The sequence below is a fragment of the Streptomyces sp. NPDC058195 genome (assembly GCF_042883525.1).
Classification (GTDB): domain Bacteria; phylum Actinomycetota; class Actinomycetes; order Streptomycetales; family Streptomycetaceae; genus Streptomyces.
This window is the reverse complement of record NZ_JBHVVM010000001.1, coordinates 303,665-317,113: the sequence shown is the minus strand read 5'-3', so window position 1 is coordinate 317,113 and position 13,449 is coordinate 303,665. Positions and strand designations below refer to the sequence as shown.

10 protein-coding genes and 1 tRNA gene are annotated in these 13,449 nt (G+C 69.0%); 10 read left to right on the top strand and 1 reads right to left on the bottom strand.

Annotation, left to right across the window (positions count from 1 at the left end):
* The first annotated feature begins 799 nt into the window (after positions 1–799).
* From dnaN to ACFVWY_RS01415, 8 genes are all read left to right on the top strand, one after another.
* Positions 800–1,930, top strand: a complete 1,131-nt coding sequence (gene dnaN / locus ACFVWY_RS01450; protein ID WP_389866324.1) for a DNA polymerase III subunit beta — start codon at positions 800–802, stop codon at positions 1,928–1,930.
* Between the two features lie 152 nt (positions 1,931–2,082).
* Complete coding sequence (gene gnd, locus ACFVWY_RS01445; protein WP_389865988.1) at positions 2,083–2,961, top strand: phosphogluconate dehydrogenase (NAD(+)-dependent, decarboxylating); 879 nt, start codon at positions 2,083–2,085, stop codon at positions 2,959–2,961.
* Between the two features lie 135 nt (positions 2,962–3,096).
* Positions 3,097–4,227 carry a DNA replication/repair protein RecF gene (gene recF / locus ACFVWY_RS01440; RefSeq protein ID WP_389865985.1) on the top strand — a complete coding sequence of 377 codons (1,131 nt, stop codon included), beginning with the start codon at positions 3,097–3,099 and terminating at the stop codon, positions 4,225–4,227.
* Positions 4,224–4,778 carry a DUF721 domain-containing protein gene (locus tag ACFVWY_RS01435; protein WP_389865983.1) on the top strand — a complete coding sequence of 185 codons (555 nt, stop codon included), beginning with the start codon at positions 4,224–4,226 and terminating at the stop codon, positions 4,776–4,778. The genes recF and ACFVWY_RS01435 overlap by 4 nt, the downstream gene beginning before the upstream one ends.
* A gap of 363 nt (positions 4,779–5,141) precedes the next feature.
* Positions 5,142–7,202, top strand: coding sequence for a DNA topoisomerase (ATP-hydrolyzing) subunit B (gene gyrB / locus ACFVWY_RS01430; protein ID WP_389865980.1), 2,061 nt, complete (start codon positions 5,142–5,144; stop codon positions 7,200–7,202).
* A gap of 47 nt (positions 7,203–7,249) precedes the next feature.
* Entirely contained in the window at positions 7,250–9,880 is a 2,631-nt protein-coding gene (gene gyrA / locus ACFVWY_RS01425) for a DNA gyrase subunit A (protein ID WP_389865978.1), read from the top strand.
* 93 nt (positions 9,881–9,973) lie between these two features.
* On the top strand, positions 9,974–10,585 hold the full coding sequence (locus ACFVWY_RS01420) for a DUF3566 domain-containing protein (protein WP_389865977.1): 612 nt from the start codon (positions 9,974–9,976) through the stop codon (positions 10,583–10,585).
* Positions 10,586–10,661: 76 nt separating this feature from the next.
* Positions 10,662–10,738, top strand: a tRNA-Ile gene (locus ACFVWY_RS01415).
* Between the two features lie 345 nt (positions 10,739–11,083).
* Here ACFVWY_RS01415 and ACFVWY_RS01410 read toward each other — a convergent pair.
* Positions 11,084–11,458 (bottom strand): DUF6344 domain-containing protein, encoded by a 375-nt coding sequence (locus ACFVWY_RS01410; RefSeq protein WP_389865974.1) that lies wholly within the window; start codon positions 11,456–11,458, stop codon positions 11,084–11,086.
* Between the two features lie 306 nt (positions 11,459–11,764).
* Between ACFVWY_RS01410 and ACFVWY_RS01405 the strand changes: the two genes are divergently transcribed.
* Together ACFVWY_RS01405 and ACFVWY_RS01400 are read left to right on the top strand one after the other, a co-directional pair.
* Positions 11,765–11,899 carry a DLW-39 family protein gene (locus tag ACFVWY_RS01405; RefSeq protein WP_003958712.1) on the top strand — a complete coding sequence of 45 codons (135 nt, stop codon included), beginning with the start codon at positions 11,765–11,767 and terminating at the stop codon, positions 11,897–11,899.
* A gap of 193 nt (positions 11,900–12,092) precedes the next feature.
* Positions 12,093–13,430 (top strand): hypothetical protein, encoded by a 1,338-nt coding sequence (locus ACFVWY_RS01400; protein ID WP_389865972.1) that lies wholly within the window; start codon positions 12,093–12,095, stop codon positions 13,428–13,430.
* Positions 13,431–13,449 lie beyond the last annotated feature (19 nt).

The window sequence follows — 13,449 nt, the reverse complement described above, 5'->3', positions numbered from 1 at the left end:
CCCGGACCGCTCGGACACGCCGACTTTGTTCGAATACCCGCGGCTGACCAGCGGTTCTCCACAGATCTGGGGAGTTTTCCCCTTCCACAGCCTGGGGACCGGGAAGTTGTCCATATTGCTTCCACAGGGGCGACTGCCGATACTCCATCAGGCCAGGTCAAGCCCCTGGGGATTTGTGGTCAACAATGATCCACAGCCTGTGGACAAAATATTCGTCCACAGGGCGTGGATGATGTTGTCCACTGCCGACCCACAGGTGCAGCCTCGTTGTCCCCAGCTTCGCGCTGCTTCTCCACACCTCTGTCCACTGTTCGGCAACATGAGGGCCTCTTTCACCGTGCCGAGTGAAAGGCGTCACACCAGCGACGTGGGTTGGGCTGTGGGGAACCTGGGTAAAGCTGGGGACAGCCCTGGGGAGAAACCCTCCTCCCCTGTGCATGGGGTGTGCAGAACTTTCCTGTGTCCACAGAAGCACCGTGTTGTCCACCGGTGCCGCCCACAGGACCGGTGGACAAAAAACCGGCACTGACCTGCGCAAACGACGTTATCCACGGTTTCCACAGGCCCTACTACTACTGCCACCTAGAGTTAGCCCGGAATCCGCTTCGAAGTGGGGCCTGTGCACAACTCGGCGCCGGAGCGCTCCGAGCCGCTTGTCGCGACTTGACCCCGAGCAGCACCGAGTGTCGGTGCCGTACGTCAGACTGGTCTCCGGCGTCCTCACCGTCCCGTCGGCGGAGGACCCGATCCGATGACGAAGGCCAGCAGGGCGAGCGAGCAACAGCAGGAGGCGGTTCCGGTGAAGATCCGGGTGGAGCGCGATGTACTCGCGGAGGCGGTGGCCTGGGTGGCCCGTAGCCTCCCGGCCCGTCCGCCCGCGCCCGTTCTCGCGGGCCTACTGCTGAAGGCCGAGGACGGAGCCCTCAGCTTCTCCAGCTTCGACTACGAGGTGTCGGCCCGGGTCTCGGTGGATGCCGAGGTCGAGGAGGACGGCACGGTTCTGGTCTCCGGCCGGCTGCTCGCCGACATCTGCCGCGCCCTGCCCAACCGCCCGGTGGAGATTTCCACAGACGGTGTACGGGCGACCGTGGTCTGCGGCTCCTCGCGGTTCACCCTCCACACCCTTCCGGTGGAGGAGTACCCGTCGCTTCCCGAGATGCCGACCGCGACGGGCACGGTCCCCGGTGAGGTCTTCGCCTCGGCCGCCGCCCAGGTCGCCATCGCCGCTGGCCGCGACGACACGCTGCCGGTGCTGACCGGTGTACGGATCGAGATCGAGGGCGAGACCGTCACCCTGGCCTCGACCGACCGCTACCGCTTCGCGGTCCGCGAGTTCCTCTGGAAGCCGGAGAACCCGGACGCCTCCGCGGTCGCCCTGGTGCCCGCCAAGACGCTGCTGGACACGGCCAAGGCCCTGACCAGCGGTGACACGGTGACGCTGGCGCTCTCCGGCTCCGGTGCCGGTGAGGGCCTGATCGGTTTCGAGGGCGCTGGCCGCCGTACGACCACGCGGCTCCTCGAAGGCGATCTGCCGAAGTACCGCACGCTCTTCCCCACCGAGTTCAACTCGGTCGCGGTGATCGAGACCGCCCCGTTCGTCGAGGCTGTCAAGCGTGTGGCCCTGGTCGCCGAGCGGAACACCCCGGTGCGGCTGAGCTTCGAGCAGGGCGTGCTGATCCTGGAGGCCGGTTCCAGCGACGACGCACAGGCTGTGGAGCGGGTCGACGCGGTGCTGGAGGGCGACGACATCTCGATCGCCTTCAACCCGACCTTCCTGCTGGACGGACTGAGCGCGATCGACTCCCCGGTCGCCCAGCTCTCGTTCACGACGTCCACCAAGCCCGCGCTGCTCAGCGGCCGCCCGGCCGTGGACGCCGAGGCGGACGACGCGTACAAGTACCTGATCATGCCGGTGCGGCTCTCCGGCTGATCCGGCCGCCGGTCTCCCGACCCGGACGAACGCGGACGGGACAACGGTCCGTACGGGCGTGCTCGCCCCTTGAGCACGCCCGGCGCGCCCTCCTCCTCCGGGCGTAGGCTCGACCGTGGGTACGAATCGGCACAACGCTTAAGGAATCTCTGATGGAGCTCGGTCTCGTCGGCCTCGGCAAGATGGGCGGCAACATGCGCGAGCGCATCCGCCGCGCAGGCCACACCGTCATCGGTTACGACCGCAACCCGGACGTCTCCGATGTCCACAGTCTCGAAGAGCTTGTGGGCAAGCTGGAGGGCCCCCGGGTCGTCTGGGTGATGGTTCCCGCGGGTGCCCCGACCCAGGCCACCATCGACGAGCTCGCCGGTCTCCTCTCGCCCGGCGACATCGTCGTGGACGGTGGCAACTCCCGCTGGACCGACGACGAGAAGCACGCCGTCGAGCTGGGCATCAAGGGCATCGGCTTCGTGGACTGCGGCGTCTCCGGCGGTGTCTGGGGCCTGGAGAACGGCTACGCCCTGATGTACGGCGGCGACGCCGAGCACGTGGCGAAGGTCCAGCCGGTCTTCGACGCCCTGAAGCCCGTGGGCGAGTTCGGTTCCGTGCACGCTGGCAAGGTGGGCGCCGGCCACTTCGCCAAGATGGTCCACAACGGCATCGAGTACGCCATGATGCAGGCCTACGCCGAGGGCTGGGAGCTGCTGGAGAAGGTCGACTCCGTCACCGACGTGCGCGAGGTCTTCCGCTCCTGGCAGGAGGGCACGGTCATCCGTTCCTGGCTGCTCGACCTGGCGGTCAACGCGCTGGACGAGGACGAGCACCTCGACGAGCTCCGGGGCTACGCCGCCGACTCCGGCGAGGGCAGGTGGACGGTGGAGGCCGCGATCGACAACGCGGTGCCGCTGCCCGCGATCACCGCGTCGCTCTTCGCGCGCTTCGCCTCGCGCCAGGACGACTCCCCGCAGATGAAGATGATCGCCGCACTGCGCAACCAGTTCGGTGGCCACGCGGTCGAGAACAAGAAGTAGCGGACAAAAAGAAGCCAGCGGTCAGTACGCGGTGGTGGAGGACACCACGCGGAAGTAGCAGGAAGCGGGCCGGCCCACCCGGCCGGTCCGCTTCACGAGGCACGGAGCAGGAAGCCGGGAAGGTCGGCGTACACCATGCATGTCACGCATCTCTCGCTGGCCGACTTCCGTTCGTACGCCCGGGTCGAGGTGGGTCTCGAACCGGGCGTCACCGCTTTTGTGGGGGCCAACGGCCAGGGCAAGACGAATCTGGTGGAAGCGATCGGCTATCTCGCCACGCTCGGCAGTCACCGGGTCTCCTCCGACGCCCCGCTGGTGCGGATGGGAGCGGAGCGGGCCGTCGTCCGCGCCGCGGTGACGCAGGGCGAGCGGGCTCAGCTGGTCGAGCTGGAGCTCAATCCCGGCCGGGCGAACCGGGCCCGTATCAACAGGTCCTCGCAGGTCAGACCGCGTGACGTGCTGGGCATCGTGCGTACGGTGCTGTTCGCGCCGGAGGACCTGGCGCTGGTCAAGGGCGATCCCGGGGAGCGTCGGCGTTTCCTCGACGAGCTGATCACGGCGCGGGCTCCGCGGATGGCGGGAGTGCGGTCGGACTACGAGCGGGTGCTAAAGCAGCGCAACACCCTGCTGAAGTCGGCGGCGATGGCGCGGCGGCACGGTGGCCGGTCGATGGACCTGTCCACCCTCGACGTGTGGGACCAGCATCTGGCCCGGACGGGCGCGGAGCTGCTGGCCCAGCGGCTGGATCTGATCGCCACCCTGCAGCCGCTCGCGGACAAGGCGTACGCGGATGTCGCACCAGGCGGCGGTCCGCTGTCCCTGGAGTACCGGAGTTCGGCCGGGGCGGACGTGGGGGCCGTGCGGACCCGCGAGGAGCTGTACGAGCTGCTGATCGCGGCCCTGGCGGAGGTCCGCAAGCAGGAGATCGAGCGGGGTGTGACGCTGGTCGGACCGCACCGTGACGAGCTGCTGCTGGGGCTGCGCGGGATGCCCGCCAAGGGGTACGCGAGCCATGGCGAGTCCTGGTCGTACGCGCTGGCGCTGCGGCTGGCCTCGTACGAGCTGCTGCGCGGCGAGGGCAACGAGCCGGTGCTGGTGCTGGACGACGTCTTCGCGGAGCTGGACTCCCGGCGCCGCGAGCGGCTGGCGGAGCTGGTGGCGCCGGGTGAGCAGGTGCTGGTGACAGCTGCGGTGGACGACGACGTTCCGGGTGTGCTGGCGGGAACGCGGTACGAGGTTTCCGCGGGCCGGGTGGAGCGGTTGTGAGCGGCCGCGGTGCGGGCGCCGACCAGGGCGGGAGCAAGGCCCCGGAACCCTCGGGCGTCGACCTGGCCCGGGTGGCCCTGCGCGCGGCCAAGGAGCAGGCGCGGGCGCGGGGTGCCGCCGCGCAGCAGCGGAAGCAGGCCCGGCGGGGTGGCGGGCTGCGTTCGGGTGCGCGGGCGGACGGACGCGATCCGCAGCCGCTGGGCTCCGCGATCACCCGGCTGATCACCGAGCGGGGCTGGGAGACCCCGGCCGCGGTCGGCGGGGTGATGGGGCGCTGGCCGCAGATCGTCGGCGAGGACCTGGCGAAGCACTGTGTGCCGCTGCGGTACGACGAGGATCCGGATCAGCGGGTGCTGACGGTGCAGTGCGATTCGACGGCGTGGGCGACGCAGCTGCGGCTGCTGGCCCCGCAGCTGGTGGCCCGGCTGAACGCGGACCTGGGACACGGCACGGTGCGGCTGATCAAGGTGCTGGGGCCCGGTGGCCCGCAGCGCAGGTTCGGTCCGCTGCGGGCGCCGGGGAGCACCGGTCCGGGCGACACCTACGGCTGACGGCTGACCTGGCCTTCTGCCATTTCGCGACGGCTGTCTGGCCGCTTTTCGGGTACCCGGGAGCAGTCGTCTCGTACGCGTGTCCAGTGATCGAAACCACGCGCTGGGGAGGGGGCGTCCCTCACCGTAGCGGGAGGTTGACAGGCCGAAGCGCTCAAGGCCCGCGTGAGCCTCCTGAGGGCCCTCCCTGAATATGGGGAGTCGTCAGCCGCTCATTCAGGGCGGCACATGCGTACTCAGGTACCCGCAAACCCCCATTCATGTCAGTGCTACCGGTAGACTGGTGGACAATCCCGTGTCCTGCGGGAGTCGTCGATACAAGCCGAACGACGCAGCCGCTCCCGTTTGCCCGGAGAACGGCCTGTGCTGTGCCAGAGAGGGCGCTTCGTGGCCGATTCCGGCAACCCCAACGAGAACATTCCGTCTACACCCGGTGGGAGCGGCGAGGGCTCCGCGTCGTACGACGCCAGTGCGATCACCGTCCTCGAAGGTCTGGACGCGGTCCGCAAGCGCCCCGGCATGTACATCGGCTCGACCGGTGAGCGCGGTCTGCACCACCTGGTGCAGGAAGTCGTCGACAACTCCGTCGACGAGGCCCTCGCAGGTCACGCGGACACGATCGACGTGACGATCCTGGCCGACGGCGGCGTGCGCGTGGTCGACAACGGCCGGGGCATCCCCGTCGACATGCACCCGGTGGAGAAGAAGCCGGCCGTCGAGGTCGTGCTGACCGTGCTGCACGCGGGCGGCAAGTTCGGCGGCGGCGGCTACGCCGTCTCCGGCGGCCTGCACGGTGTGGGTGTCTCCGTGGTGAACGCCCTGTCGACCAAGGTCTCGGTCGAGATCAAGCGCGACGGCTACCGCTGGACGCAGGAGTACAAGACCGGTGTCCCCACGGCCCCGCTCGCCAAGCACGAGCAGGTCGACGACAGCGGCACGACGGTCACCTTCTGGGCCGACCCGGACGTCTTCGAGACCACCGAGTACTCCTTCGAGACGCTCGCGCGCCGCTTCCAGGAGATGGCGTTCCTCAACAAGGGCCTGACGATCCGGCTCACCGACGAGCGCGAGTCGGCGAAGGCGACCAGCGGTGCGGACGAGGCGGGTGCGGACGAGAAGGCCGAGGTCAAGACCGTCACGTACCACTACGAGGGCGGCATCGTCGACTTCGTGAAGTACCTCAACTCCCGCAAGGGCGACGTCATTCACCAGTCGGTGATCGACATCGAGGCCGAGGACAAGGAGCGCCTCCTCTCGGCCGAGATCGCCATGCAGTGGAACACGCAGTACACCGAGGGCGTCTACTCCTTCGCGAACACGATCCACACGCATGAGGGCGGTACCCACGAGGAGGGCTTCCGCGCCGCGCTGACCACGCTGGTCAACAAGTACGCGCGTGACAAGAAGCTGCTGCGCGAGAAGGACGACAACCTCACCGGTGACGACATCCGTGAGGGTCTGACCGCGATCATCTCGGTGAAGCTCGGCGAACCGCAGTTCGAGGGCCAGACCAAGACCAAGCTGGGCAACACGGAGGCGAAGACCTTCGTGCAGAAGGTCGTCCACGAGCACCTGACGGACTGGTTCGACCGCAATCCGAACGAGGCCGCCGACATCGTCCGCAAGGGCATCGCGGCGGCCACCGCCCGTGTGGCGGCCCGCAAGGCGCGCGATCTGACCCGCCGCAAGGGCCTCCTGGAGAGCGCCTCGCTGCCGGGCAAGCTGAGCGACTGCCAGTCCAACGACCCGACGAAGTGCGAGATCTTCATCGTCGAGGGTGACTCCGCCGGTGGTTCGGCGAAGTCCGGCCGTAACCCGATGTACCAGGCGATCCTGCCGATCCGCGGCAAGATCCTGAACGTCGAGAAGGCCCGGGTCGACAAGATCCTCCAGAACACCGAGGTCCAGGCGCTGATCTCGGCCTTCGGTACCGGGGTCCACGAGGACTTCGACATCGAGAAGCTCCGCTATCACAAGATCATCCTGATGGCGGACGCCGACGTCGACGGCCAGCACATCAACACCCTGCTGCTCACGTTCCTCTTCCGCTTCATGCGTCCGCTGGTCGAGGCCGGGCACGTCTACCTCTCCCGTCCGCCGCTCTACAAGATCAAGTGGGGCCGGGACGACTTCGAGTACGCCTACTCGGACCGGGAGCGCGACGCCCTGGTCGAGCTGGGCAAGCAGAACGGCAAGCGGATCAGGGAAGACTCGATCCAGCGCTTCAAGGGTCTCGGCGAGATGAACGCCGAGGAGCTGCGCGTCACCACGATGGACGTCGACCACCGGGTCCTCGGCCAGGTCACGCTGGACGACGCGGCGCAGGCCGACGACCTCTTCTCGGTGCTGATGGGCGAGGACGTCGAGGCGCGGCGCTCGTTCATCCAGCGCAACGCCAAGGACGTCCGCTTCCTCGACATCTGAGTCGGCCGTACCAGCCAAGCCGCCGCTCGAAAGGACTTTGACCAGCAATGGCCGACGAGAACACCCCTGTGACACCCGAAGAGGAGCCCGCCGCCGGCGTGGGCATGCGCGTCGAGCCCGTCGGGCTCGAAACGGAGATGCAGCGCTCCTACCTCGACTACGCGATGTCCGTCATCGTCTCGCGTGCGCTGCCGGACGTGCGGGACGGCCTCAAGCCCGTCCACCGCCGTGTGCTGTACGCGATGTACGACGGCGGCTACCGCCCCGAGAAGGGCTTCTACAAGTGCGCCCGCGTCGTCGGTGACGTCATGGGCACGTACCACCCGCACGGCGACTCCTCGATCTACGACGCGCTGGTCCGCCTGGCGCAGCCGTGGTCGATGCGGATGCCGCTGGTGGACTCCAACGGCAACTTCGGTTCCCCGGGCAACGACCCGGCCGCCGCCATGCGGTACACCGAGTGCAAGATGATGCCGCTGTCCATGGAGATGGTCCGGGACATCGACGAGGAGACCGTCGACTTCCAGGACAACTACGACGGCCGCAACCAGGAGCCGACGGTCCTCCCGGCCCGGTTCCCGAACCTGCTGGTCAACGGGTCCGCGGGCATCGCGGTCGGTATGGCGACCAACATCCCGCCGCACAACCTGCGCGAGGTCGCGGACGGCGCCCAGTGGTACCTGGAGCACCCGGAGGCCTCGCAGGAGGAGCTCCAGGAAGCCCTGATCGAGCGGATCAAGGGCCCGGACTTCCCGACCGGCGCGCTGGTCGTGGGCCGCAAGGGCATCGAGGAGGCGTACCGCACCGGCCGTGGCTCGATCACGATGCGCGCGGTGGTCGCGGTCGAGGAGATCCAGAACCGGCAGTGCCTGGTCGTCACGGAGCTCCCGTACCAGACCAACCCGGACAACCTGGCGCAGAAGATCGCCGACCTGGTGAAGGACGGCAAGATCGGCGGGATCGCCGACGTCCGTGACGAGACCTCCTCGCGCACCGGTCAGCGCCTGGTCGTGGTGCTGAAGCGGGACGCGGTCGCCAAGGTCGTCCTGAACAACCTGTACAAGCACACCGACCTGCAGACCAACTTCGGCGCCAACATGCTGGCACTGGTCGACGGTGTGCCGCGGACCCTCTCCATCGACGCGTTCATCCGCCACTGGGTGACGCACCAGATCGAGGTCATCGTCCGGCGTACGCGCTTCCGGCTGCGCAAGGCCGAGGAGCGGGCGCACATCCTGCGCGGCCTGCTGAAGGCACTGGACGCGATCGACGAGGTCATCGCCCTCATCCGGCGCAGCCAGACGGTCGAGGTGGCGCGCGAGGGCCTGATGGGCCTGCTGGAGATCGACGAGCTCCAGGCGAACGCGATCCTGGAGATGCAGCTGCGGCGGCTGGCCGCGCTGGAGCACCAGAAGATCACCGCCGAGCACGACGAGCTCCAGGCGAAGATCAACGAGTACAACGCGATCCTGGCTTCGCCGGAGCGGCAGCGCCGGATCGTCAGCGAGGAGCTGGCGGCGATCGTCGACAAGTTCGGCGACGACCGGCGCTCCAAGCTGGTGCCCTTCGAGGGCGACATGTCCATCGAGGACCTGATCGCCGAGGAGGACATCGTCGTCACGATCACGCGTGGCGGCTATGTGAAGCGTACGAAGACGGACGACTACCGCTCGCAGAAGCGCGGCGGCAAGGGCGTGCGCGGGACGAAGCTCAAGGAAGACGACATCGTCGACCACTTCTTCGTCTCGACGACGCACCACTGGCTGCTGTTCTTCACCAACAAGGGCCGGGTGTACCGGGCGAAGGCGTACGAGCTTCCCGACGCCGGCCGGGACGCCCGTGGTCAGCACGTCGCCAACCTGCTGGCCTTCCAGCCGGACGAGCGGATCGCGCAGATCCTGGCGATCCGCGACTACGAGGCCGCGCCCTACCTCATCCTGGCCACCAAGGGCGGCCTGGTGAAGAAGACCGCGCTGAAGGACTACGACTCGCCCCGCTCCGGCGGCGTCATCGCGATCAACCTCCGGGAGATGGACAACGGCGCCGAGGGAACGGCTGACGAGCTGATCGGCGCGGAGCTGGTGTCGGCCGAGGACGACCTGCTGCTCATCAGCAAGAAGGCCCAGTCGATCAGGTTCACCGCGACGGACGACGCGCTGCGCCCGATGGGCCGTGCGACCTCCGGCGTGAAGGGCATGAGCTTCCGCGAGGGCGACGAGCTGCTCTCGATGAATGTTGTCCGGCCGGGTACGTTCGTGTTCACTGCCACCGACGGCGGTTACGCGAAGCGGACCCCCGTCGACGAGTACCGGGTCCAGGGCCGTGGCGGTCTCGGCATCAAGGCTGCCAAGATCGTGGAGGACCGTGGCTCGCTGGTCGGCGCGCTGGTGGTGGAGGAGTCGGACGAGATCCTCGCCATCACGCTCGGCGGCGGCGTGATCCGTACGCGAGTCAATGAAGTCAGGGAGACGGGCCGTGACACCATGGGCGTCCAACTGATCAATCTGGGCAAGCGCGATGCCGTTGTCGGTATTGCCCGTAACGCCGAAGCCGGCCATGAGGCCGAAGAGGTCGAGGGGTCCGAGGACGCCGCGGCCGCTGAGGCGGAGGGTGCCGAGAGCACGGTCGAAGGCAATGTCGAAGGCACGTCGCCTTCGGCCGGGGAGCACGAGGAGTAGAGCGTGAGTGGAGCCACGGGCGCCGGTTCGGCCGCTTCCGGAACAGGAGCGAACGGTGCCCGTGGCCCCGCCACGGACTCCCAAGGGGGCACTGTGACGGACACCCGGGGGCCTCAGCCCCAGTACGAGGGCTACGCGAGCGGGCCATTGCCCGGCGAGCGCGAGCCCGCACCGGGGCAGAGCGGGCCGTACCACCCGCCGCAGGCGTATCCCTCGCCTGCGGGCGGGACTCAGGGCGGAGGCCGCCAGCAGCACGGTACGCACGGCGGTGCGCAGGGCGCGGGCGCCGCGCAGGCGGCGCGCAAGCCGCGTACGGGCGCGCGGACGACTCCGCGTACCCGCAAGGCACGGCTGCGGGTGGCCAAGGCCGACCCGTGGTCGGTGATGAAGGTGAGCTTCCTGCTCTCCATCGCGCTCGGCATCTGCACGGTGGTGGCGTCCGCGGTGCTGTGGATGGTCATGGACGCCATGGGCGTCTTCGAGGCCGTCGGCGGCACGATAAGCGAGGCCACCGGTTCCAGCGACAGCAACGGTTTCGATCTGCAGTCGTTCCTTTCGCTGCCGCGGGTCCTCATCTTCACCTCGGTCATCGCCGTGATCGATGTGGTGCTGGCGACCGCGCTGGCGACGCTGGGCGCGTTCATCTACAACCTGTCGGCCGGTTTCGTGGGCGGTGTCGAGCTCACCCTGGCCGAGGACGAGTAGGCCACCGGATACCGATTTTGGGACTGGCCCCGACGTGCGCTAATCTTCAGAGGTCAGCGCGACACAACAGCGCGGCGGGGCTATAGCTCAGTTGGTTAGAGCGCATCCCTGATAAGGATGAGGCCACAGGTTCAAATCCTGTTAGCCCCACCAGTACGAAGGCCCCTCACCGGTAACGGTGGGGGGCCTTCGTCGTATGCGGTCCGGGGTGCCGGAGTGCCGGAGTGCGGCGGTACCGGCGCGCGCCGGGAGTGCGCCAGCACGGGCGGACGGGGGCGGGAGCGTGTGCCTCGGACGCGGGTGGGGGCGTACGCCGGGGAGCTGATCCCCCGCCATGGGGGCGGGTCATCCGCCGTGTTCGCCGGGTGCGGCGCCGGAGTGGGGCCCCGGGAGGCGGCCCGGTTCGGGCAGGACGGGACGGGAAGGCTGCTGAGCGCACGGAGAAGCCCCCGTCCGGTGTGAACCGGTCCGGGGGCTCAGGTGTCGGTCGTGCGGCCGTCAGGGCGGCAGCAGGGAGGCGTCCCCGGCCGGGGCCCCGTGCGAGGTGCGGGCGGCGCTCCTGGTCTCCGCGGTGTCCGTGCCGTCATAGGAGGACAGATGGCGGGTGGCGGGCGAGGAGCCGTGGGCCTCGGCGCGGATGCGCTGCTTCATCGTGGGTGGCAGGGCCCGGTCGCGGGGGAGGGTCCATCGCACGCTGGGGGCGGCCGCGGTCGCCGTGGTCTCGGCCATGTGCTCGTGGGTCGTGGTGGCCGGTCCCGCGGCGCTCTGCTGCGCGGCCGTGGCCGGGGCGCTCATGAAGCCCAGTGCGGCGAGCAGGGCGAAGAGGGCGGTGACGAAGGAGGTCCAGAGGGTCCTGGGCTGGAAGGAGTTCATGACCCCTCGCTTTCGGGTGGTCCGGTTTGCTTACCTTTCTGATGATGTGGATCCGGGCGCCGATTTCCGTGACCGACGCCACTGATTCGCCGATCTTCGGATGAACACCACTCGTATGGTTCAACCGGCTCCGGTGGGTGCGCCGCAGGTCACGGACCGGAGCGGGCTCCGCCGCTTCCGCCGCCCCGGAGGATCGCTTTTCCCCGGGCGCCAGTTGGGCCGCAGGCAGGTCACCGGTTGATATCGGCCGGTGTGTATAGTCGGGCGGCAGAAGTCCCCTACGTCAAGGAAAGACGAGGTCGCGCGGTGAAGAAGCTTCTCCTGGTCGCACTGGCCGCCATCGGCGGGCTCCTCGTGTACCGCCAGATCCAGGCGGATCGCGCCGAGCAGGATCTGTGGACGGAGGCGACTGACTCCGTGCCCGCAGGTTCGGGTGTGTGAGACAGAAAAGCCTGATTGCGGGCCCCGGTCGCCGAGCGGCCGGGGCTTCGTGCTGTTGCGGGACCGTGACGGCCGTGCTCTTGAGTTCACCGGAGCACATCAATACGTTGCCTGAGCAAAATGGCCGGGCCCCGGGGCCGACGGCGCGGGCGTCGCGGGGCGGGGTGGACGGGACGACGAGGGGAAGCGCGTGATGAGGCGGCGCAACAGGGGCCGGGTGACGCTGGCCGCGGTCGCGGCGATGGGGGCGGTGGCGCTTCCGGGGCAGGCGTACGCGGCCGGGGAGAGTGCCGCGTACGCCTTTGATCCGGGGGCGGAGCGGGTCGCGGGCGCGGAGTTCAGCACCCAGGCCCCGGCCCTGAAGGACAAAGCGGTCTACCGGAGCTCGATCAAGCCGGGGGAGAAGCTCTACTACCGCCTCGACCTCGATGCCCGGACGAACGCGTACGTCTCGGCGGTGGCCGTGCCCAGGGGCGGCGGCCAGGTCGCGTACGGGGACGGGATCACGGTCAGCGTCCGCGACAGCACGGACCTGCGGTGCGGTTCGCAGGACGCGCGGTTCCAGTCGGCGGAGTTCCCGCGTCCGATCGCCGCGTACGCCTACCGGATCATGGAGAAGGACAGCAGCACCTGCCAGGAGGCCGGGACGTACAACGTCCTGATCGAGCGGGAGAGCAAGGGGACCTCCTCGCAGGACGCGTGGGACCTGGAGCTGCGCTACGTCGCGGAGCCGCAGCCGAAGGCGGGCGTTCCGCTGCCGACCGAGGCGCCGGAGAACTGGCCGTCCGCCTCGCCGGTACCGCCCACCACCGCCCCGCAGAAGCGGTCCGGCGGCAGCGGCTACTACGACGCGACCGGTCTGGTGACGGGCGAATGGCAGGCGGAGGGCGGCATCCGGCCGGGGCAGACCCTCTTCTACCGGGTGCCGGTCGACTGGGACCAGCAGCTCTTCGTCACCGCGGACCTGAGCAACAGCACCACCTCGGACACGTACGTCGGCAACGCGCTCGCGCTCTCCCTGGACAATCCGGCGTACGGGCACGTCGACTCGGCGACCCCGCTCTCGTACTCCGGCACGTCCGCGTCCGTCTCGCTGGACCCGCTGCCGCCGGTGGCGTACGAGAACCGCTACGACTCGTCCAGCGACGTCAGCGCGATGCGGTTCGCCGGCTGGTACTACCTGTCGGTGACGCTCAGCCCGTCCGTCGCGAAGTCCTACGGGGACAAGGCGATTCCGCTGACCCTGAAGGTCAAGGTCGAGGGGGAGGCGGGCAGTTCGCCGTACGCGGAGGACGCCGCTCCCTTCTCGGTCACGCAGGACGACAAGGACATGGCGCGGGACGGGAAGAGCGGCCCGCAGGCCGTCCGCAGCGACACCATGACGGCGGTCGGCGTGGCCGGGATCGGCACCGGCTCGGTGCTGGTGGTCGGGCTCGGGGCGTGGACCCTGCTGGCGCGGCGCCGCGCGGCCACCGCCCCGGCGGGCGCTTCCGGCGGCGAACCGTACGGAAACCCGCCGCAGGCCTGGTGATCCCGCCGGTCCTCGGGGC